Raw genomic sequence first — 21,971 nt, forward strand, 5'->3', positions numbered from 1 at the left:
CGCTCCCGCATCCCCGCAAGATCATCGCGTCCAACGGCCACGGTCCTCGCAACTCCCACAGATCGCGGGTGTTGCGAGGACCGTTAGAACCCAAGAGTCCGGCGGGGCCCGCGGGAGTGCGGAAGGGGAGCGGTCAGGCCGTGTGCAGCGTCAGTCCGTAGCGGTTGAGGATCTCGTTGACCGGCTGGAACCAGGTCTCGCCCCCGCTGGAGCAGTTGCCCCAGCCGCCGGAGGTGACGCCCTGTGCCTGGTCGCCGCTGATGAAGGAGCCGCCCGAGTCGCCGCCCTCGGCGCACACGCTGGTCTTCGTCATCTGGTGCACCGCGCCCTGGGCGTAGTTGACGGTCTCGTTCTTGGCCAGCACGCGCCCGCAGTGCCAGTGGGTCGTCGAGCCCGAGCGGCAGACCGAGGCTCCGACCGGGGCCTCGGCCGAGCCGCGCACCAGCTGGTCGGAGACGGTGCCCCAGCCGAGCACCACCGGCACGGTCCACCAGCCGCTGCCCACGTTCACCCAGGCGTAGTCGTCGCCCGGGAACGAGGAGCCCTGGAAGTTCCCGATGTACGAGCCGTCCCACCCGCGCACCTGCTGGCCGACGCCCCCGCAGTGCCCGGCGGTGACGAACCCGCCGTGCACCGAGAAGCCTATGGAGCAGCGCACGTTGCCCGTGTAGTACGGGTCGCCGCCGACCGTGCCCGCGGCGAACGTGGACGGCGCGTCCGCGACCGTGCGCACGGTCACCGGGCCGGCTGCGCGCGCCTTCCGCACGAAGGCGCGGACATCGTTGTCGGTCCGGGCGTCCTCGACCACGTTCACCACGACCGTGTTGGCGGCCGGGTCCACGGCCCAACTGGCCACGCCCGCCGGGGCGTCGAGCCGGTCGAGGCGGGATTTGGTCGTGTCCAGCTGCCGTTCGGTGTGCTCGACGGTGCGGACGGCGGCGCCGGACCCGCGCAGGGTGCGGACGGTCGCGGCATCGGCGTCCGGGGTGACGGCGACGGTCAGCGTGCCGCTGCGGGCGTCGAACCAGGAGCCACCGTAGGCGGATCCGGCGGCCTTGCGCGCCGTGGGGGCCAGCGCGGTGGCCCGCCGCTCGGCGGCCAGCCGGTCCTCCGCCTCGGCGCGGGTCAGGCCGAGGTCGCGCTGCATCGCGTCGAGCAGTCCGGGGGAGGCGGGCGCGGAGGCGTCGGCCGCTGCGGAGGCGGGGGCCTCCTGCGCCGAGGCGGGGAGTGTGCCGGCCGCCGCCCAGCTGCCGATCAGCAGTGCCGCGGCCACGGCCGCGTGCGTGAGTCCGGTGCGTCGTCTCATGGAAGGTCGCCCTTCGTCGTTCCAGCAGAGGTGGGGGTGGAACACACACGCATGAGAGCGCTCTCAAGCGAGTCGGGGCGAAGCCTAGCGACTTGATCATGGCAGGTCTATGCCAAGTTCCGGCCGTATGGCCGGAGGCCGTTGCCAGAGGGCTCGCTACTCCACGGGCACGCGCACGGTGAGGAGCGCGACGTCGTCGTCGTTCCCGGCCGGGCGGGTACGCTCCAGCACCAGGTCGGTGAACCGGGCGGGCGGGTGTTCCGCCAGCGCGGCCGCGTGGGTGCGCAGCAGCTCAAGGCCGTCGTCCAGCGACCGGCTCGGCTCCTCGATCAGGCCGTCCGTGTAGAACAACAGCGTGGCTCCGGGCGGCACTTCGGCCTCGCCCACGGGGCGTGGCCGGTCCAGGGCGGTGCCGAGCAGCATGCCGTGCCCGTCGGTGAGGAAGCGCGCCTCGCCGTCGCGCGTGACCAGCAGCGGGGGAGGGTGGCCCGCGTTGGTCCACGTCAGCGTCCACCGCCCGTCGTCCTCCCGGTCCAGGCGGGCGAACAGCAGGGTCGCCATGGTGACATCGGTGATGTGCATGGCCGACCGGTCCAGCCGCGACACGATGGCGCTGGGCGGCTCCTGCTGCGCCCACGCGTAGGCCCGCAGCACGTTGCGCAGCTGTGCCATGCCCGCCGCCGCGTCGAGGTCGTGCCCGACGACGTCCCCGACGGCCAGCGCGGTCGCCCCGTCCGGCAGCACGAACGCGTCGTACCAGTCGCCGCCCACCTGCGAGGCGTCCGGTGCGGCCAGGTACCGCGCGTACATCTCCAGGCCGGGCACGTGCGGGAGCTGCGGCAGCAGATGGCGCTGCATGGTCTCGGCGACCGTGCGCTGCCGCTCGTAGAGCCGGGCGTTGTCCAGCGCCAGTCCGGCCCGGCGGCAGATGTCCTCCAGCAGCGGCAGGTCGTCCGAGGTGAACGCCTCCGACCGGTCGGAGCGGCCCAGGGTCAGCGCGCCGAGCACCTCCCGCACGCCCCGGATCGGCGCGACGGCCGCGGAGTGGATGCCCGACTCCGCGAACAGGCGGGCCTGCTGCGCCCCGAGCGGGGAGTCCGACGCGAGCCGTGGGGAGGGCTCGGCCAACGAGGGGGAGACGCCGCGGAGCGCCCGCGCCAGTGGCAGCAGCGAGTCCTCCGGGACGGGGGAGAGGGGCCCTTGGAGGTCCTCGTGCCGCACCAGGTTGCCGTCCTCCGCATGCACGACGGTCGAGCGGTGGACCCGGCCGCCCTCGGTGACCAGGTCGACGACCGCCCAGTCGGCGAGCTGCGGCACGACCAGCCGCACCAGCCTGCGCAGCGCCTGTCCGACGTCCAGTGTGGCGGTCAGCTGGGTGGTGGTCTCCGCCAGCAGGGCCAGCCGCTCCAGCTCGGGCAGCGGGCTGCCGAACCGGTCGCCCGGGGTGCGCGTCTCCACCGGGTCGTGCGGCGCGTGGAACAGCACCAGCGTGCGGACCGTCCCGTCGTCCGTACGGCACGGGGTCACCAGCCAGGAAACCGGCACCAGCGACCCGTCGCCGCGCTCGAACCACTCCTCCTCCGACTGCACCGTCCGGCCCGCCATGTACGCCTGCCGCATCCCGCACTGCGCGCGCGGCAGGGTGGCGCCGTACCGGCTGCGGTGCAGCAGTTCGTGTGCGTCCCGGCCGACGAAGTCCCCGGCCGGCCGTCCCAGGAGCTTCTCGGCCCGTGCGTTCACGGCCACGACCGCGCCCGTCGCGTCCACCACGTACGCCGCGGCGTCGAGGGACGCCAGCAGCGAGGGCAGCGACGCCGGCACAGTCCCGTGGACGCCGTCCGCCGGGTCCCGCGTCTCGTCGTGCGTCATCCCGCGGCCTCCGTCCGGCGGGCGGCCCGTCCCCGCTCCGTCACGTGAGACACCTCCCGTGCTCCGCTCCGTCCGCGCGCCTCCGCCCGGGCTTCCCCAGGGGCGGGCGCGGCCCCCGGGTACCCGCACCGCCGCGCCCGTCTCTCCCCGTTCGTCCGTCTCCCGTGCTGCCCGGTCACGCGCCGTCCCTCTCCGCCTGCCCGGCCCGGCGCGCGGCGGCCTCCGCCTCGCGCCCGGCCTCCGCCAATTCCTCCGCCGCGGCCCGTTCGCGCTCGCGCGCCTCGCCGAGTTCCGCGTGCGTCCGCTCCCGTTCCGTACGGGCTACGGCGAGCTGTTCCTCCAGGGCGGCCACCCGCTCACCCGCCTCCCGTTCCCGCTCGTCGGCCCGTTCCAGCGCCGCCGCGGCCTCCTCGCGGACCGTTCGCCGCTCGCGCAGCCGCTCCTCGGCGGCCCGCGCCTCCTCCCGGGCCCGGACGGCGCGCTCCTCCCGCTCGGCGCGCCGCCGCTCGGCCTCCTCGTCCTTCTTCCTCCGCGCCGACGTCGTGTCCTCACGGGGCGGCCGGGCGGGCGCGGACGCGCGGCGGGCCGGCGCGGCGGCGACCGCGTCCGCGCCGAACTCCGAAGGAGGGGTGAGCACACCCTCCACCCGGCCCGCCTGCCACACCGCGGCGGCCTCCGGGTCGGCCAGCACGGCCCGCAGCGTCGTCTCGACGTCCCGCTGCACCGCGTCCGACAGCGGATGACCCGCCTCCCGCGCAAGCGCCGCCGCCTGCCGCGACATCTCGGAGACGATGTGCCGCCGCTGCGCCGACAGCTCCCTGAGACCGCTCGGGTCGAGCGTGGCGTACGCCTCCCGCAGCGCGCGTCCCAGCTCCAGGAAGCGCTCCGCCTCGTCGGGCCGCGACCGGCGCAGCAGGTTCGCGGCCCATCCGGCGAGGGTGGGACGGCGGGCGGCGTGGATACGGCGTGCGTCCTGGACGCGGCGCCCCGTCCGGGCCCGCGCGGCGCGTTCCTCCCGCCGGGCCACGAACTCCGACGGCGGCAGCGCGTACAGCTCGTCGAGGACCGCCTCGACATCGTCCTCGGGGCCCGGCCGCCCGTCCTCGCGCCGCATGAGCCCCACACAACACCGAACCCGGCGGCCTCGCACATCGGGACGATCCGCTCGCCGGACGCTCGTCGTCAGGGCGTTCACAGCCGCTCGCCCGCCACCTCGTGGCCGTCGGGATCAGGCCCGGCGCCGCTCGCCTCGGCGCGGTGCAGCCGCAGCCGGTCGAGGCGGGAGATGACGGGTGTGGCGCTGACCCCGTGCAGCCACACCGAGGCGACCACCGTGAAGGTCACCACCGCCCACAGCACCTCGGGCGGCACCCCGAAGTCGTGCGAGTCCAGCGCGTACGCCAGGTAGAACAGGGAGCCGATGCCGCGGATGCCGAAGAACGCCGTGACCACCCGCTCCCGCGGGCCCGCCGCCGCGCCGAGCTGGGCGACCCACCCGGTCAGCGGACGGACGACGAGGAGCAGCAGCACCGCCACCGCCGCGCCCTGCCAGCTGAGCGGGTCCAGACCGCCCTGGGCGACGAACGCGCCCACCAGGAACAGCAGCACCGCCGTCAGCAGCCGCTCGATCTGCTCCACGAAGTCGTGCAGCACGGTGTGGTAGCCGTGCGTGCGCTCCGCCGAGCGGATCCGGCAGGCGGTGACGAACACGGCCAGGAAGCCGTAGCCGTGCACCAGCTCCGTAACCCCGTACGCGAGGAAGGTCGCGCCGAGCGCGACGAACCCCTCGCTGTGCTCCGACAGCCGCAGCACCTGCCACCGGGCCCGGAAGAACAGCCGGCCCAGCAGCGCCCCGACGGCCAGCCCCGCGGCCACGCCCGCCGTGCACTTGTACAGCACCTCGACCATCAGCCAGTGGCCGACACCGCCGCCGGTGATCTGCCCGCCCGCGGCGGCCAGGGCCATCGCGGCGGCGACGAACGGAAAGGCGAGCCCGTCGTTCAGCCCCGCCTCACCGGTCAGGGTGAAGCGGACCTCGTCCTCGTCGTGCTCGGCGTCCGTCGGCTCACCGACGCGTACCTCGGAGGCGAGCACCGGGTCGGTCGGCGCGAGCACCGCCGCCAGCAGCAGTGCGGTCGCCACCGGCCAGCCCAGCAGACCCCAGGCGAGGGCGGCGACGGCGGCTATCGTCAGCGGCATCGTGATGCCGAGCTGACGCCACACGCCCTGCCAGCTCGCGCGGCCGAAGGGCCGGTTCAGGGCGAGGCCCGCGCCCATCAGGGAGAGCACCACGCAGATCTCCGCCAGATGCTCCACCCACACCCCGTCCGCGACCGGATCGATGTCCGGCAGCGGGACGGGCAGCACCTGGACGGCGGCGCCGAGCGCCAGGAACACCAGGGGCAGGGAGAGCGGCCTGCGGGCGAGCAGCCGCGGGAGCACGGCCGCGCCCAGGGCGACCGCGCCGAGGAGGGCGAAGAGGAGATCTGCTGTGGTCACCGCTCACTTGTGCCCCCGCCTCCCGTGGCGTACGCCCCTGTCGGTACACGCGGTTACTCCCGCCGTGGGATGTCCCGGCCGGGCGGGTCCGGCACCGTGGACGGCGTGAAACTCGTCCGCCCCGCACGCCGGGCCGTCCTCGCCGTCCATGTCGTCGCCTCCGCCGGCTGGCTGGGGCTCTCCGTCGGGCTGCTCGCGCTCGGCCTGGCCGCGAACACCACCGGGGCGCCCGCCACGGTGGAGGCGTCCGTGCGGTCCATGCAGCTCTTCGCCGACTGGCTGCTGCTGCCGGTCGCCCTGCTGACCCTCGGCAGCGGTCTGGTCCTGGCCCTGGGCACGCCCTGGGGGCTGGCCCGGCACCGTTGGGTGTGGACCAAGTTCTGGCTGACCCTCGCCACCACAGCCGCGACCGCCTTCGCGCTGCGGCCGGGCGTGAACGACGCGGTGGCGGCCGTGTCCGCCGGGCACCCGCTGCCGGACGGCGGGGACGTCCTGATGGGCCCGGTCGTGTCCCTGTCCGCCTATGTCTTCATGACGGTGATCTCGGTCCTGAAGCCCTGGGGCCTCACCCGCCGCGGCAGGCGGCTGCGGGAGGCGGCCCGCGGGCCGGCGCCCGCCGAGCCCGCCCGGGTCTGACGGGCGGGGACGGCGGGCCGCGTCACCTCACAGCGTGCGCTCCAGGCGGTCCGCCGTGAGCTGCACGAACCGCGCCGGGTCCTTGGGCCGGCCGCCCTCCGCCACCACGGCCAGGGTGTACAGCAGTTCGGCGGTGTCGGCGAGCTCCGAGCGGTCCTCCCGCTCCGTGTACGCCTCGTTCAGCCCCTTCACCAGGGCGTGGTCCGGGTTGAGTTCCAGGATGCGCTTGCTCTGCGGCACCTCCTGGCCCATGGCCCGGTACATGTTCTCCAGCGCCGGAGTGAGGTCGTCGGCGTCGGCGACGAGACAGGCCGGGGACCGGGTGAGCCGCGTCGACAGACGGACCTCCTTGACGTCGTCGTCCAGCCGCTCGTGCATCCAGCCGAGCAGCCCCGCGTACGCCTCCGCCTGCTGCTTCTGCTCGTCCTCGCTCTTGTCGTCCTCGCGCGCGTCCAGGTCGATCTCGCCCTTGGCGACCGACCGCAGCCTCTTGCCCTCGAACTCGCCGACGGCGTCCACCCACACCTCGTCGACCGGGTCGGTGAGGAGCAGCACCTCGATGCCGCGCTCCCGGAACGCCTCCATGTGCGGGGAGTTGTCGATCGTCTCGCGGGACTCGCCGGTGATGTAGTAGATGTCGTCCTGTCCCTCCGGCATCCGCTCGACGTACTGCTTGAGCGTGACCGCCTCGCCGTCCTCGTGCGTGGAGGCGAACGACGCCACCGCGAGCAGCGCGTCCCGGTTGTCGGGGTCGGTGACCAGACCCTCCTTCAGCACCGCGCCGAACTCCCGCCAGAACGTGGCGTACTTGTCCGCGTCACCGGTCAGCATGCTCTTCACCGAGGACAGCACCTTCTTGGTGAGGCGGCGCTGCATCATCCGGATGTGCCGGTCCTGCTGGAGGATCTCGCGGGACACGTTGAGCGAGAGGTCCTGCGCGTCCACCACGCCCTTGACGAACCGCAGGTACGACGGGAGCAGCGCCTCGCAGTCGTCCATGATGAACACGCGCTTCACGTACAGCTGGAGGCCGTGCCGCATGTTCTGCCGGAACAGGTCGTGCGGGGCGTGCGACGGGACGAACAGCAGGGCCTGGTACTCGAAGGTGCCCTCCGCGTGCAGCTGGATCGTCTCCAGCGGCTCGCGCCAGTCGTGGCCGATGTGCTTGTACAGCTCGTGGTACTCGTCCTCGGACACCTCGTCACGCGGGCGCGCCCACAGCGCCTTCATGGAGTTCAGCGTCTCGGGTTCGGCGGTCTCGCCGTCGTCGCCCTCGCCGTCGTCGCCCTCGCCGTCCTTCTCGCCGACGAGCCGGATCGGCCAGGTGATGAAGTCCGAGTAGCGCTTGACGATCTCCTTGAGCTTCCAGACCGACGTGTAGTCGTGCAGCTGGTTGTCCGGGTCGGCGGGCTTGAGGTGCAGCACGACGGAGGTGCCCTGCGGTGCGTCGTCGACCCGCTCGAGCGTGTACGTGCCCTCGCCGTGCGAGGACCAGCGAGTGCCCTGCTTCTCGCCTGCCCTGCGGGTCGTCAGGGTCACCTCGTCGGCGACCATGAACGCGGAGTAGAAGCCGACGCCGAACTGCCCGATCAGCCCTTCCGCCCCGACCGCTTCCTGGGCCTCCTTCAGCTCCTTCAGGAACTGCGCCGTGCCCGAGTTGGCGATGGTGCCGATCAGCCGGCCGACCTCGTCGTACGACATGCCGATGCCGTTGTCCCGCACGGTGAGCGTCCCGGCGTCCCGGTCGGTCTCCAGCTCGATGTGCAGGTCGGAGACGTCGGCGTCGAGCGTGTCGTCGCGCAGCTTGGCCAGCCGCAGCTTGTCGAGTGCGTCCGAGGCGTTGGAGACGAGCTCACGGAGGAACACGTCCTTGTTCGAGTAGACCGAGTGGATCATCAGCTGGAGGAGCTGACGAGCCTCTACCTGGAACTCAAACGTTTCGGTCGACATGGTTCGCGATTACCTCACAGGTCCAGAGACGCCGGATACTGGCGCGATCACTGTAGTCAACGAGGCGTCAGCTCCCGGCGGCTTCGGCCGTTCCGCCGTCCGTCGCGGGCCGGGTCACCGCCGCGTCCAGCAGGGGGCCGAGTTCCCGGACGGCCGTCGTCAGGGCGCGGACGCTGCGCTCGGCCCGGGCGATCAGGATGGCCCCCTCGAGGGAGCTGATCATCAGCGTGGCGAGCGGCCGGCTGCGCTCCTCGGGCACGCCCATGTCCGCCAGGGCGCCGGCCACCGCGCCCGTCCATCGGGCGAAGGCGGCCTCCGCGGCCTGCCGCGTGGAGTCGGCCGTACGGGCACAGTCCACCGTGGCCGCCGCGACCGGGCAGCCGCCGTCGAACCCCTCGGTCTCGTACTCGTCGGTCCACTGGCGGACCATCTCGGAGAACAGACCGGACGGCGTCCGCTCGGGCAGCGCGGCGAGGAACCGTGACACCCGGTTCCCCGCGTATCTGCCGGCCCAGCCGACGGCCTCGTTGACCAGCTGCTCCTTGCCGTCGGGGAAGTAGTGCTGGAGCGAGCCGCGCGGCGCCCGCGCGTGCGCGGCCACCTCACGCATGCCCGTCGCGCCGACCCCTTCGCGCCGGATCAGCTGGGCGGCGCTGAACACCATCCGCTCCCGCGGCCCCCGCTCGGCCCCTGCCATCCAGGCCTCCCGCATCTCGTCCGGCGTCCCGCCGGTCCACCCTATGACCGCGGTCATGAACGGCGCTACTATGACAGTGGTCATAGCGGAGAACCGGGGAACGGTGGTGCGTCATGCGTGTGGGCTTCGTCGGACTCGGCGTCATGGGCCGCCCCATGGCGCTCAACCTCGCGCGCGCCGGGACCCCCCTGGTCGTGTGGAACCGCACCCCGGAGCGGTGCGCGCCCCTGCGCGAGGCGGGCGCCGAGGTGGCCGCGAGCCCGGCGGAGGTCTTCGAACGGGCGGACACCGTCCTGCTGATGCTGGCCGACGAGGCGGCCGTCGACGCGGTGCTCGGCCGCGGCACCCCCGCCTTCGAAACCCGCCTGGCCGGACGCACCGTCGTCCACATGGGCACCACCTCCGCCGAGTACTCCGCCGCGCTGGAGAAGGACGTACGCGCTGCCGGAGGCGCCTATGCCGAGGCCCCCGTCTCCGGCTCCCGCGTCCCCGCCGAGCAGGGCGAACTCGTCGCGATGCTGGCCGGGGAGGACTCCGTCCTCGCGGACGTGCGCCCCCTGCTCGCCCCCATGTGCCGGGAGAGCTTCGACTGCGGGCCGGTGCCGGGCGCCCTGCTGATGAAGCTCGCCGTCAACCTCTTCCTGATCACCCAGGTCACCGGGCTCACCGAGGCGTTCCACTTCGCCGACCGGCACGGACTGGACCGCGCCCGTTTCCTCGACGTGCTGGACGCGGGACCCATGGCCAGCTCCGTCTCCAGGATGAAGGCGCCCAAGCTGTTCGCCCGGGACTTCGCGGTCCAGGCCGCCGCCGTCGACGTGCTCAAGAACAACCGGCTGATCGCCGAGGCCGCCCGCGCGGCAGGGGTGGCCTCCCCGCTGCTCGACGTGTGCCACGCCCTCTTCCGGGAGACCGTGACGGGCGGACACGGCGACGAGGACATGGTGGCCGTGCTGCGCGCCCTGGAGGCCCGCACCGACGGGGCCCACGCGCAGGGCGACGTCGTCGTCTGAGGCCGCCGACGGCCACCGTGCCCGGCGTGCGAGCATGGGCGGATGAGCATCCTCCGCAGGAACAACGTCCGAGTGACCGGAGCGACCGCCGGGCGTCCTGTCGTCCTCGTGCACGGCTTCGGCTGCGACCAGAACATGTGGCGTCTGGTCGAGCCGCTCCTCGCCGAGGACCACCCGCTGGTGCTCTTCGACTACGTCGGCGCCGGGCGCTCGGACCTGTCCGCCTGGAGCGAGGACCGCTACTCCTCCCTCGACGGCTACGCCCGCGACCTGGTGGAGGTCTGCGAGGAGCTCGACCTGCGTGACGCGATCGTCGTAGGGCACTCGGTGAGCTCGATGACCGGCGTGCTGGCCGCGGCCGCCGCCCCGGAGCGCATCGGTGCCCTGGTCATGGTCTGCCCCTCGCCGCGCTACATCGACGAGGACGGCTACCGCGGCGGCTTCAGCGCCGGCGACATCGACGAACTGCTGGAGTCCCTGGAGTCGAACTACCTCGGCTGGTCGGCGACCATGGCGCCGGTCATCATGGGAAACCCGGACCGTCCGGAGCTCGGCGAGGAGCTGACCAACAGCTTCTGCGCGACCGACCCGGACATCGCCCGGGTGTTCGCCCGCACGACGTTCCTCTCCGACAGCCGCAAGGACCTCGAAACCGTGACCGTCCCGACCCTGATCCTCGAGTGCGAACAGGACGTCATCGCGCCCCGCGAGGTCGGCGCGTACGTGCACGCCGCCGTGCCCGGCAGCACGCTGGTCACCCTGGACGCCGTCGGCCACTGCCCGCAGCTCAGCGCCCCCGAGGCCACCGCATCGGCCATAAGCGCCTTCCTGTCAGCCGGGCCCCGTTGAACCGGGGCGGCCCGGAGGAGCCCGGCGCGGGCGGGCCCGCGACCCACGCGGCGTTCAGCGCCCTGCTGGAGGACTCGGCGGAGGACCTCTACGAGTCGGCGCCGTGCGGTTACCTGTCCACACTGTTGGACGGCACCATCGCCAAGATCAACGCCACCCTGCTCGGGTGGCTCGGCCTCTCCCGCGAGGAGGTCGTCGGCCACAAGCGGTTCGCCGACCTCCTCACGGTCGGCGGCAAGCTCTACCACGAGACGCACTTCGCCCCCCTGCTGCGCATGCAGGGACACCTCGGCGGCATCGCCCTGGAGATGCGCACCACCACCGGGACCCGGCTGCCCGTGCTGGTCACCTCCACCCTCAAGCGCGGCGCCGACGGCGAGCCGCTGCTGATCCGGACCACCGTGTTCGACGCCACCGACCGGCGGGCCTACGAGCAGGAACTGCTGCGCGCCCGCCGGGCCGCCGACGAGGCCCGCGAACAGGCCGAGGCCGACCGCGCCCAGCTGCGGGAGGCCCTGGCCGTCCTCCAGCGCAGCCTGCTGCCCGCCACCCTCCCCGACCTGCCCGGCGTGGAGACGGCCGGCTACTACCACACGGCCTCCCCGATGGAACTCGGCGGCGACTTCTACGACCTGTTCCCGCTGGACGACACCCGGACCGCCTTCTTCCTCGGCGACGTCTGCGGCAAGGGCCCCCAGGCCGCCGCCCTCACCTCGCTCACCCGCTACACCCTGCGCGCCGCCATGATCCAGGACGCGGACCCGGTGGACGACCTGCGCATCCTCAACCGTGCCCTCATGGCGCGCTACACCGGCGACGACCCCCGCTACTGCACCGCCGTGGCCGGCGTGTTCGAACGCGAGGGGGAGACCCTGAAGGTCCGGCTGGCCTCCGGCGGCCATCCCCCGGCGCTGGTCCTGCGCGCCGACGGCACGGCCGAGTTCCTGAGCACCCGCGGCGGAATGCTGGTCGGCGTCCTCGCCACGGCACAGTTCGTCGAGGTGAGCACCGTGCTGCGGCCCGGCGACACGCTGCTGCTGTACACCGACGGCCTCACCGAGGCCCGCGTCGGCCCCGACCGTGAGCTCTACGGCTACGACGCGCTGCAGGCGTTCACCGCCGCGCGCGCCCCCACCGGCAGCCGCGCGCTGATCGACGCCCTCACCGGGCTGCTGCGCGACTTCGGCGACGGCCTCGACGACGACACCGCGCTCCTCGCGATCGGCGTCCCCGCCGGCCCCTGACCGGTCCCGCGCCGCACCGGTGCACAGCGCCCCCTCCTCCCCGACGCACAGTTTCACGGAACGAACAGAGCTGCCCGCCATGACACCCCTGACGATCGTCTCGTCACACACCCCCGCCGGCCCCCTCCTCGAGGTCGCCGGCGATCTCGACCACAGCAACGCGCAGCAACTGCGCCGGGCCGCCGCCGGCGCGGTCGTCCCCGCCGGGCTGATGCTCGTGGTGGACCTGGGCGAGCTGGGCTTCTGCGACTCCAGCGGCATCACCGCGCTGATCGCCGTCCGCAACCACGTGGACGCGGACGGCGCCGGACTGATCCTGGTGGCCGTGCCCGAGGCGCTGCGCCGGCTGCTGCACCTGACCGGTCTCGACCAGGTCTTCGACATCCGGGACAGCCACCGCCTCCCGGCGAACTGACCGCACGCACCCGTCCTGCCGCCTCCTGCACGTCGCCGCCCGCGCATCGCTGACGAGGGCTGTTCGATTGCGCCGGGGCCATCCGGGGCACCCGGGGTGTGCCGAAAGCGCCGCCGGTGGCCTCCGAGCCGTCGCGGGGCCGGCACAGGACTAGGCAAGGGGAAACCGGCGGTGACGGTGCGTATCGGAGCAGAGGAAGAGTTCCACGTCCTGGACGCGGACAGCGGGCGACTCGTGCCCCGGGCCGGGATGCTGTTGGAAAGACTCGGCACGGCCGCTTTCAGCAGCGAGCTGCAGCAGTCCGCGGTCGAGAGCAACAGTGAGGTCCACGACACCCTCGACGGGCTCTACGCCGACCTGTCCGGCACCCGGCGCCGTCTGGCCGCCGCGGCCGCCCGGGAGGGCCTGGCCGTCGTCGCCGCCGGCACCGTGCCACTGGCCCGGGTGACCCCCCGTGACGTCACCGAGAACCCCCGCTTCCGGCGGATGGCCGACGAGTACCGCCGGGTCGCCGACGAACAACTCATCTGCAGCGCCCAGGTGCACGCCGACGTGCCCGACCGCGACACCGCGGTCCGCGCCATGTGCCTGGTGTCGCCCTGGCTGCCGCCGCTGCTCGCGCTGTCCGCCAGCTCCCCGTACTGGCTGGGCTCCGACACCGGCTACGCCTCCTGGCGCACCATGCTCTGGCAGCGCTGGCCCACCGCCGGCCCGGCCGGCTGCTACCGGGACGCCGCCGAGTACGACGCCGCCGTCACCGAACTGATCGGCTCCGGCGTCATCAGCGACACCGGCATGCTCTACCAGGACGTACGCCCCTCCGCCCACCAGCGCACACTGGAGCTGCGGATCGGCGACGCCTGTCCGCGCGCCGAGACGGTCGTGCTGATCGCCGGACTCTTCCGGGCGCTGGTGCGCGACGCATGCCACCGCCTGGAGCGCGGCGCCGACCCGCGCTGCGACGGCCACCACGAGTGGCTGCGCGCCGCCGGCTGGCGCGCCGCACGCTCCGGCCTGGAGGGCCCGCTGGTCGACCCGTGGACCCGCCGCGCCGCGCCCGCCCACCTGGTGCTGCGCCGTATGCTGCACCGGCTGCGCCCGGCCCTGGAGGCGTCCGGCGACTTCGTCACCGTGCGCGATCTCCTCGACGAGGCCCTCGCCGTCGGCAGCGCGGCCGACCGGCTGCGTCGCACGGTCCGCGAGGCCGACCTGCCGACCGGCATCGACCTGCTCGTCACCGAGACGCGCGGCGACCGCCTCCCGGCCCGCGTGGGCGCCCGTCGCCCGCGCCCCCAGGCAGCCACCCGGCACGCCAACGGCCGTTCACACCTCCACCCGGTCACCATCCCGGGCACGCCGGGCTGATCCGGCGCACCGGCCCGCGCCGCGTCCGGCGCCGGGCCCGCCACCCGATCCCGAACCAGGAGAGTGATCATCACCCCATGTCCAGGAACAGCCACGCCCTCACCCAGCAGGACACCGCCCCCAGGGACCGGGAACCGAGGGAAGGGAGGAACTGCTGATGTGCGGCCTCAGCGGGGAGATACGGTTCGACGGCGGACGGCCCGACATCGCGGCGGTGGAGCGCATGACCGACCGGCTCGCACCGCGCGGCCCGGACGGGCGCGGCCTGTGGTCCCAGGGCCCGGTCGCCCTCGGACACCGGCGGCTGAAGATCATCGACCTGTCGGAGTGCGGCGCCCAGCCCATGACCGACCCGGGCGCCCGCCTCACCGGCGTCTTCAACGGCTGCGTCTACAACTACCGTGAGCTGCGCGACGAACTGCACGCCCTCGGGCACCGCTTCTTCTCGCACTCCGACACCGAGGTCGTGCTCAAGGCGTACCGGCAGTGGGGCACCGACTGCGTCGACCGCTTCCACGGCATGTTCGCCTTCGTGATCGTCGAGCAGGACACCGGCCGCCTCGTCCTCGGCCGTGACCGGCTCGGCATCAAGCCCCTCTACCTCTCGGCCACCGCCGAGCGAATGCGTTTCGCCTCCTCGCTGCCCGCCCTGCTCGCGGCCGGCGGCGTCGACACCTCCCTCGACCGCGTCGCCCTGCACCAGTACCTGAGCTGGCACGCCACGGTCGTCGCGCCCCGCACCGTCCTCAACGGCGTCCGCAAGCTGCCCCCGGCCACCGTGCGCGTCGTCGAGCCCGACGGCACCCAGCACGACCGCCGCTACTGGCACCCCCTCCACACCCGGCGCCCCGCTTACGCGGACCTGACCGCCGACGACTGGACCGACGCGGTCCTGGACGCCCTGCGCACCGCCGTGCGCCGCCGCATGGTCGCCGACGTGCCCGTGGGCGTGCTGCTCTCCGGCGGCCTTGACTCCAGCCTGATCGTCGCGCTGCTGGCCGACGAGGGGCAGCGGGACCTGGCGACCTTCAGCGTCGGCTTCGAGTCCGAGGGCGACGAGGACGGCGACGAGTTCCACTACTCCGACCTGGTGGCCCGGCACTTCGACACCCGCCACCACCAGCTGATGGTGCCCTCCGACCGGGTCGCCGGCGCGCTCGACGGAGCCGTCCGCGCCATGAGCGAACCCATGATGAGCCACGACGTGGTGGCCTTCCACCTGCTGTCCGAGCAGGTCGCCAAGGAGGTCAAGGTCGTGCAGAGCGGGCAGGGCGCCGACGAGGTGTTCGCCGGGTACGACTGGTACCCGGCCATGGCGGGCGCTCCCCGCGAGCGGGCCGCCGAGGCGTACGTCGACGCCTACGCCGACCGCTGCCACGCCGACATGGCGGATGTGCTGCGCCCCGAGATGCTGCCCGACCGGGACACCTCGGCGGAGTTCATCCGCGAGCACATGGCGCAGGACGGCGCCGACACCGCCCTCGACGCCCAACTGCGCCTGGACACCCTGGTGATGATGGTCGACGACCCGGTCAAGCGGGTCGACAACATGACCATGGACTGGGGGCTGGAGGCCCGAGTGCCGTTCCTCGACCACCAGCTGGTCGAACTCGCCGCCGCCTGCCCGCCCGAGCTGAAGCTCGCCGACGGCGGCAAGGGCGTCCTGAAGGCCGCAGGCCGCCGGGTGCTGCCGCGCGAGGTCGTCGACCGGCCCAAGGGCTACTTCCCGGTCCCGGCGATCCGGCACATGGCCGGGCCCGTACTCCAGCGGGTCCGCGACACCATGACCGCCCCCGAGGCCCGGGCGCGCGGCGTGTTCCGCGACGAGTACGTGGAGCGGCTGCTCGCCGAGCCCGACGCCCACCGCACCCGGCGCGGCGCCAACGCCCTGTGGCAGATCGCGCTGCTCGAGACCTGGCTCCAGACCCACGGGATCCGATGACGGCGACCCGCAACCCCGGCAGCGCGCTCCACGCCCCGGAGTCCGCCCCGCTGGCCGACACCTCGGCGCCGTACGACCTGCCGCCCGCGGCGGTGCACGGCTGCTGGTACCCCTCCGCCGACCCCAGCGGCCGGCACGTCGCCTTCATCTGCGACCGGGCCGGGGTGCCGCAGCTGTGGACCGGCCCGGTCGACGGCCCGGAGGTGCGCCGGCTCGACGCCGACCCGCACCCCGTCACGGAGGTGTCCTGGTCGCCGGACGGCCGGTGGATCGCCTACACCACGGCGCCCGGCGGCGGCGAGCTGACCCGGGTGCTCTGCGTACGCCCCGACGGCAGCGGCCGGCATCTGCTGGCCGGCGGTGAGCCGGGCACGTCCGCGCGACTCGGCTGCTGGCAGCACGACGGCTCCGCGATCGCGGTGACCGTCACCGAGTCCGCCCCGCCCGGTCACGACGACCGGTACCACGCGGAGGCCCCCGGACCGCCCGGCACCGAGCACGCGCCGCAGTGGGCGGGCCGCGGTGGCCGGGCCGTCCTGCTCGACCCGGCCGGCGGACGGCTGGGTTCCGGCGACGGCGGCGTACTGCCCGGGTCCGGCCGGGAGCTGGAGGAGCGGACCCTGTCCGCCTACCTCGTCGACCCGGAGGGCACCGCCGCGCCCGTCCTGCTGTTCAGCGAACGCGGCGCCGCCAACCAGCGGGTGTGCGACCTCAGCCGCGACGGCCGCCTCGCCCTCGTCTACCGGGGCCCCCGCGGACGCCGCGAGGCCCTGGTCGTCCGCACCGAGGACTCCGCCGTGACCTGCGCCTTCCCGGTCGCCGACGGAGACCCCTGGGTGGGCGGCTTCTCCCCGTCGGCGGGCACGCTCTGGCTGCGCAGCGACGCCGGACGTGAGTACGCGGCCCTGCTCGCCGCACACCTCGACACGCGCGGCGGGCTCCACAGCACCCGGGTGGCCGCCGAACGCGACGACTGCGGCCTCGAACTCCTCGCCCTCGGCCGCGACGGCCGCCGCGCCGTGCTGTCGTGGAACCGGCTCGGGGTCAGCGAGCCGGAGCTGCGCGCCCTGAGGGCCGCCCCGCCGCACGGCGCCGCGCCCCGCTCGGTCACCCCGCCCTCGGCCGGTGGCGCACGCCGCGTCGACCTGCCCCACGAGGTCGTCACCCGGATCGCGCCCACCGCCGACCCCGACGCGCCCGTCGTCGCGCTGTCCGGGTCGGCGCGCCACCCCGGAGTGTGGTGGCTGCCGCACGGCGCGCCCCTGCGCACCCCCTGGTCCTCCCGCGACGAGGACGCCTTCCCGCCCGGCCTCACCCCGGTGCGCCCCACGCCCGTGCGGCCCGTCGCCCGGGACGGCCTCCGGCTGGGCGGCTGGTACTACCGCGCCCCCGGCCGCTCGCCCGGCGAACCCGCACCCTGCGTCCTGCATCTGCACGGCGGGCCGGAGGAACAGGAACGTCCCGTCCTCGACCCGCTCTACCTGGAGCTGCTCGGCCGCGGTCTGGACGTGTTCGCCCCCGACGTGCGCGGCTCCTCCGGCCACGGCCGCAGCTTCACCGACGCCGACCTGGGCGCCGGACGCTTCTCGGCCGTCAACGACGTCGCGGACTGCGCGGCGCACGTCATGGTGCAGGGCCTCGCCGACCCACGGCGGATGGCCGTCATGGGCCGCTCCTACGGCGGCTACCTCACCATGGCGTCCCTGGTCTGGCACCCCGACCTGTTCCGCACCGGCGTGGCCGTGTGCGGCATGTCGGACCTGACCACCTTCTTCGCCGGGACCGAGCCCTGGATCGCGCAGTCCGCCGCGCACAAGTACGGCCACCCGGAACACGACCGGGACCTGCTGCGCGCCCTGTCGCCGATGAGCCGGGTCGACGCCCTGCGCGCCCCGGTCCTCGCCGTGCACGGCGAGCACGACACCAACGTGCCGCCCGGCGAGTCCGAGCAGTTCGTCAGGGCCGCACGGGAACGCGGCCTGGAGGCGGAACTGCTCCTCCTGCGTGACGAAGGCCACGACTTCCGCCGCGCCGACAACCGACGCTTCTTCCGCCGCGCCGCAGGTGACTGGCTCGAGCGGCACCTGGCGGACTGACCTGTCCGACGTACCTGTCACACTTCTTGGGCGTGCGGGGGAGCGATGCGGGTAGTCGCGCGGTGTGATCGAGTAAAGGCGGACCGGATGAAATCAGTTCCTGTCGATGAGGGGGAGACGGTGACAGGCGCACCTCGGCTGAGGGCTTCCTACGCCCTGGACGCCGAGGGCGCGTGGATAGCGCAGGCACGCCGCCTGGCGGCCGAGTTCCTCGACCGGGCGCGGACGGAGAACGGTGTGCCGGTGCCGGACCGGGTGGTGGAGATCACCCAGCTCGTGGTCAGCGAACTGGTGACCAACGCCCGCAAGTACGCGCCGGGCCCCGTCGGGCTGGATCTGCGGGTCTTCGGCGACGCCGTGGAGGTGGTCGTCCACGACGGCAACCCGGAGGCGCCGCGGCCCCGGGACTCCGACCCCGGCCGTGTGGGGCAGCACGGTCTCGAGATCGTCATGGCCGTCACCGAGGCCCTCGACATCCGTCGGGAGGCGGAGGGCAAGAGCATCACCGCGCGTATCGCCCTCTCCGCCTGACCGCCTCCCCTTCCCGGCGCTCCGCCCGGTCCCCGGCGGAACCTCAGCGCTCCGCCCGGTCCCCGGCGCCGTCCGGCACCCGCTCCAGGTGGATCACGGCGCTCGCCCAGTCGCCGCTCGGCAGGGCGACGTCCAGTCCGTACTCCGTCAGCACCGTCGCGTGGTGCACCGTCCCCGTCTCCGAGTCCCGGAAGCGGACGCCCGACGGCAGGCCGCGCAGCCGGAGCGGCACCCGCGGGGACCCGTGCCGCGGGCTGGCGCCGAAGACCAGCACCACCGTCTCACCCCCGTCCGCGGCCACGTACTGCACGGCCGACGCGCCGTCGCCGTACGGGTCGCCGAGCCGGTACTGGTCACCGTGCTGCACCAGATGCCGGATCTCCTTGTAGCGGGCCACCAGTGCCGCGGCCTCGGCCAGTTCCTCCTCGCTCCAGCGGGTGAGATCCCCGCCGAGGCCGAGCAGCCCGGCCATCGCCGCGTGGAAGCGGAACCGCAGCGGCACGGACAGCCGGGTGAGCTGGTTGGGCACGTCCGTCACCCACGCGGACATCACCCGCGCCGGATACACCTGGCTGAAGCCCTGCTGGATGCCCAGCCGGTCCACGGCGTCGGTGTTGTCGGACGTCCACGCCTGGTCGGTGCGCGCGAGGATGCCCAGGTCGACCCGGCCGCCGCCCCCGCTGCACGTCTCGATCCGCAGCTCCGGGTGCGCCTGATGCAGCCGGTCCATGACGCCGTACAGCTGGTGCACGTAGCGCGTCCACAGCTGGTCGTTGCCGCCTTCCCGGCCCGCCCAGCCGGACTCGCCGAAGACACGGTTCATGTCCCATTTGAGGAAGTCCACGCGGTGCTCGGCGACCAGCCGGGTGAGCCGGCCGAAGGCCCAGTCGGCGACGTCCTGCCGGGCGAAGTTCAGCACGAGCTGGTTGCGCAGCTCGGTGCGCGGCCGGCCCGGCAGGTGCAGCACCCAGTCGGGGTGGGCCCGGTACAGGTCGCTGTCCGGGTTGACCATCTCCGGCTCCACCCAGAGGCCGAACCGCATGCCGAGCCGGTGCACGGCGTCGGACAGCGGCCGCAGTCCGTGCGGGAAGCGGTCGGGCGTCGGCGTCCAGTCGCCGAGGCCCGCCCGGTCGCTGCGGCGGGCGCCGAACCAGCCGTCGTCCACGACGTAGAGCTCCACGCCGAGCCTGGCCGCGCGCTCGGCGAGCGCGAGCTGGCTCGCCTCGTCCACGTCGAAGCCCGTGGCCTCCCAGGAGTTGTAGAGCACCGGCGCCGTCTCGCCGGCGTGCCGCAGCACATGCGTACGGACGTAGGCGTGCCACGCCCGGCTCGCCGCGCCGAAACCGCCGTCGGTGAACAGTCCCGCGGCCACCGGCGTGGTGAACTCGTCACCCGGTGCGAGCGGCACGCACGTCCCTTCGTGGCCCACGCCGCCGGTCAGCCCCGCCCGCCCGTCCGGCGTGCGCTGCACGGTGATCCGCCAGCTGCCGCTCCACGCCAGGGCCGTGCTCCACACCCGGCCCCGGTCCTCGTCGGCGGAGCCGTCGTCGAGCATGGTCCACGGGTTGGCGTGGTGGCTGGTGATACCGCGCCGGCTGGTCAGCACGGTCTCGCCGTGCGCCAGTCGCTCCCGGCGCAGCCGCGTCTCCGCCGACCACTGGCCGGTGACATGACTCAGCCGGTAGTCGGCCAGCGGCGGCAGCGTCCACGCGGCGGAGTCGGCGCGCAGCAGGTCCACCCGCTCGTCGCCGTCGTTGCGCAGCACGGTCCAGCGCTCGATCACGTCCGTGTCGGCCCGGACCCGGTAGTGCAGCGCGACCGACAGCGGGACCACCCGGTCCCGGAACCGAAGGACCAACTCCTCGCGGCCCGGCACCGAATCGTCCACCCGGTGGCCGGCGGGCTCCCACTCGAAGGCGCGCGAGCCGTCGGCGTACCGCACCTGGAGCGAGGGCGGACCGTAGCGGGTGCCGCCGTCCACGGGCAGTTCCTCGCCCACGGGCGGGCGCCCCTCGAAGCTGTTCGACGGCGCCGCGAAGGGCGCCGCGAGCGTGTCCGCCTCCTCGGGGGTGAGGCGAGGGCCCCACGCCACATGACAGGGCGCGCCGGTGTCGTCGATCCACAGCGCGTACGACGTGCGCGGGGTGGTCAGCAGCCAGACCCCGGTGTCGGGGGAGCGGGTGATGAGCGGCATGGTGCCTCACGATCGGCGTCAGGAGATTGCACCGCACACCCAAGCGTGGCCTTCGATCATGTGTCAAGAGGCGACCGGCTCTTGCATTTACAAGGCGGATACGGACTCTGCCTAGCCTTCGAAAGAAAGACGCCTCCTTTCATTGACAGCGGAAAACAAGAGTCCTAGGTTCCCGGCCATGCCCTCGACCTCGCCCGCCGGGACGTTCCCGGCGCACACCCCGGCGGCCTCCCAGATCTTCACCACCGTCCTCACGCACGGCCCGCTCACCCGGCAGGAGGCGGCCCGGCGGGCGGGTCTGTCCCCGGCGGCGGTCACCAAGGCCGTACGGCCGCTGATCGAGGCCGGCTTCCTGGTGGAGGACGCGGGCGCGGAGGTCCGCCCGGCGGTCGGCCGCCCGGCCAACCCGGTGCGGGTCGACGGCGGACGGGCACTGTTCGTCGGGCTCAAGGCGACCGGCGACGAGATCATCGGCGTGCTCACCGACCTGTGCTGCCGCATCCGCGTCGCCCGTCGCGTCCCCCTGCCCGGACGGACGCCCCCCGAGGTCCTCCCGGTCGCCGTCGACCTCGTACGGGAACTGCTCACCGAGGCGGAGGGGTTCGGCGTGCCGGTCCTGGGGGTCGGCATCGCGGTCGCCGGGGTCGTGGACCGCGCCGCGGGCACGGTGCGCCGGTCGCCCTTCCTGGACTGGCACGACGTGCCCCTCGCCGGGCTCGTCGAGGTGGCGACCGGGCTGCCGGTCACCGTCGACAACGACGTCCGTGCGCTGACCGTGGCCGAGCAGTGGTTCGGCGACGGCGTGGGCCTGTCCGACTTCGCCGTCGTCACCGTGGGCGCGGGCATCGGCTGCGGACTCGTGGTGCACGGCAGGATCGTCTCCGGCGCACACGGCGTCGCGGGGGAGATCGGCCACGTCCCCGTCGTCCCCGACGGTCCGTCCTGCCACTGCGGCGACCGCGGCTGCCTGGAGGCCGTCGCCTCCGACGCGGCGATCACCGCCCGGGTCCGCGAGGTGACCGGCGTCCCGGTCGCCGATGCCACGGAAGCCCTCGCTCTCGCGCGCCGGGGGAACGAGGGGGCGCGCGCCGTCTACGCCAGGGCGGGGGAGGCCATCGGCCGGGGGATCGCCGCCGTGGCCAACCTGCTCGGCCCCGAACGCGTGATCATCTCCGGTGAGGGCCTTGCCGCGTACGAGCTGTTCGCCGGGCAGATCCGCGACGCCTTCACCACGGCCGCCTTCGGCTCCGCCGCCCGCTGCGAGGTCCGCACCCGCCCGCTGCCGTTCGAGGAGTGGGCCCGGGGCGCCGCCGCCACGGCCATCCATACCTTCGTCGGCCGCTGACGCCCGCGTGCCGGAGACCC

At 73.9% G+C, this 21,971-nt stretch carries 17 protein-coding genes; 10 read left to right on the plus strand and 7 right to left on the minus strand.

Translation table 11 applies throughout. The features are described 5' to 3' along the window. Positions 1-133 precede the first annotated feature (133 nt). The 4 genes from ACF1AG_RS26340 to ACF1AG_RS26355 form a co-directional block, all read right to left on the minus strand. Positions 134-1,306 (minus strand): S1 family peptidase, encoded by a 1,173-nt coding sequence (locus ACF1AG_RS26340; protein ID WP_359603719.1) that lies wholly within the window; start codon positions 1,304-1,306, stop codon positions 134-136. A 156-nt stretch (positions 1,307-1,462) separates the two neighbouring features. Continuing rightward, on the minus strand, positions 1,463-3,175 hold the full coding sequence (locus tag ACF1AG_RS26345; RefSeq protein ID WP_391810494.1) for a SpoIIE family protein phosphatase: 1,713 nt from the start codon (positions 3,173-3,175) through the stop codon (positions 1,463-1,465). A 175-nt stretch (positions 3,176-3,350) separates the two neighbouring features. Next, on the minus strand, positions 3,351-4,289 hold the full coding sequence (locus ACF1AG_RS26350) for a hypothetical protein (RefSeq protein ID WP_391810495.1): 939 nt from the start codon (positions 4,287-4,289) through the stop codon (positions 3,351-3,353). A 77-nt stretch (positions 4,290-4,366) separates the two neighbouring features. Beyond that, the gene (locus ACF1AG_RS26355) at positions 4,367-5,674 is read right to left on the minus strand and encodes a cation:proton antiporter (protein WP_387795130.1); all 1,308 of its coding nucleotides are present in this window, start codon (positions 5,672-5,674) and stop codon (positions 4,367-4,369) included. Between the two features lie 69 nt (positions 5,675-5,743). On the opposite strand from ACF1AG_RS26355, the gene ACF1AG_RS26360 reads away from it, so the two are divergent. Then, the gene (locus tag ACF1AG_RS26360) at positions 5,744-6,310 is read left to right on the plus strand and encodes a DUF2269 family protein (RefSeq protein WP_391810496.1); all 567 of its coding nucleotides are present in this window, start codon (positions 5,744-5,746) and stop codon (positions 6,308-6,310) included. A gap of 27 nt (positions 6,311-6,337) precedes the next feature. On the opposite strand, the gene htpG is transcribed toward ACF1AG_RS26360, so the two are convergent. Further along, positions 6,338-8,260, minus strand: coding sequence for a molecular chaperone HtpG (htpG, locus tag ACF1AG_RS26365; RefSeq protein ID WP_391810497.1), 1,923 nt, complete (start codon positions 8,258-8,260; stop codon positions 6,338-6,340). A gap of 67 nt (positions 8,261-8,327) precedes the next feature. After that, positions 8,328-8,957, minus strand: a complete 630-nt coding sequence (locus tag ACF1AG_RS26370; RefSeq protein WP_359603752.1) for a TetR/AcrR family transcriptional regulator — start codon at positions 8,955-8,957, stop codon at positions 8,328-8,330. Between the two features lie 113 nt (positions 8,958-9,070). Here ACF1AG_RS26370 and ACF1AG_RS26375 point away from each other — a divergent pair, with 113 nt between their 5' ends. From ACF1AG_RS26375 to ACF1AG_RS26410, 8 genes are all read left to right on the plus strand, one after another. Next, positions 9,071-9,970, plus strand: coding sequence for an NAD(P)-dependent oxidoreductase (locus tag ACF1AG_RS26375; protein ID WP_359603730.1), 900 nt, complete (start codon positions 9,071-9,073; stop codon positions 9,968-9,970). 42 nt (positions 9,971-10,012) lie between these two features. Next, complete coding sequence (locus ACF1AG_RS26380; RefSeq protein WP_359603732.1) at positions 10,013-10,819, plus strand: alpha/beta hydrolase; 807 nt, start codon at positions 10,013-10,015, stop codon at positions 10,817-10,819. Beyond that, complete coding sequence (locus tag ACF1AG_RS26385) at positions 10,816-12,063, plus strand: SpoIIE family protein phosphatase (RefSeq protein WP_359603734.1); 1,248 nt, start codon at positions 10,816-10,818, stop codon at positions 12,061-12,063. Before ACF1AG_RS26380 ends, ACF1AG_RS26385 begins: the two co-directional genes overlap by 4 nt. A 79-nt stretch (positions 12,064-12,142) precedes the next feature. Beyond that, positions 12,143-12,478, plus strand: a complete 336-nt coding sequence (locus tag ACF1AG_RS26390) for an STAS domain-containing protein (RefSeq protein ID WP_359603736.1) — start codon at positions 12,143-12,145, stop codon at positions 12,476-12,478. Between the two features lie 171 nt (positions 12,479-12,649). Then, positions 12,650-13,843, plus strand: a complete 1,194-nt coding sequence (locus ACF1AG_RS26395) for a YbdK family carboxylate-amine ligase (RefSeq protein ID WP_359750837.1) — start codon at positions 12,650-12,652, stop codon at positions 13,841-13,843. Positions 13,844-14,000: 157 nt separating this feature from the next. After that, entirely contained in the window at positions 14,001-15,785 is a 1,785-nt protein-coding gene (locus ACF1AG_RS26400; RefSeq protein WP_391810498.1) for an N-acetylglutaminylglutamine amidotransferase, read from the plus strand. Beyond that, a complete protein-coding gene (locus ACF1AG_RS26405) occupies positions 15,782-17,881 on the plus strand; it encodes a prolyl oligopeptidase family serine peptidase (protein WP_391810499.1) in 2,100 nt (699 codons plus the stop codon). Before ACF1AG_RS26400 ends, ACF1AG_RS26405 begins: the two co-directional genes overlap by 4 nt. Before the next feature lie 87 nt (positions 17,882-17,968). After that, positions 17,969-18,412: an ATP-binding protein gene (locus tag ACF1AG_RS26410; RefSeq protein WP_359603744.1), complete on the plus strand. Its 444-nt coding sequence runs from the start codon at positions 17,969-17,971 to the stop codon at positions 18,410-18,412. Positions 18,413-18,455: 43 nt separating this feature from the next. On the opposite strand, the gene ACF1AG_RS26415 is transcribed toward ACF1AG_RS26410, so the two are convergent. Beyond that, on the minus strand, positions 18,456-20,606 hold the full coding sequence (locus tag ACF1AG_RS26415; protein ID WP_391810500.1) for an alpha-galactosidase: 2,151 nt from the start codon (positions 20,604-20,606) through the stop codon (positions 18,456-18,458). A gap of 178 nt (positions 20,607-20,784) precedes the next feature. Between ACF1AG_RS26415 and ACF1AG_RS26420 the strand changes: the two genes are divergently transcribed. Beyond that, positions 20,785-21,951, plus strand: a complete 1,167-nt coding sequence (locus tag ACF1AG_RS26420) for an ROK family protein (RefSeq protein WP_391810501.1) — start codon at positions 20,785-20,787, stop codon at positions 21,949-21,951. Positions 21,952-21,971 lie beyond the last annotated feature (20 nt).

It is taken from the genome of Streptomyces sp. NPDC014764, assembly GCF_043082785.1.
In the GTDB taxonomy this organism is placed as follows: domain Bacteria; phylum Actinomycetota; class Actinomycetes; order Streptomycetales; family Streptomycetaceae; genus Streptomyces; species Streptomyces althioticus.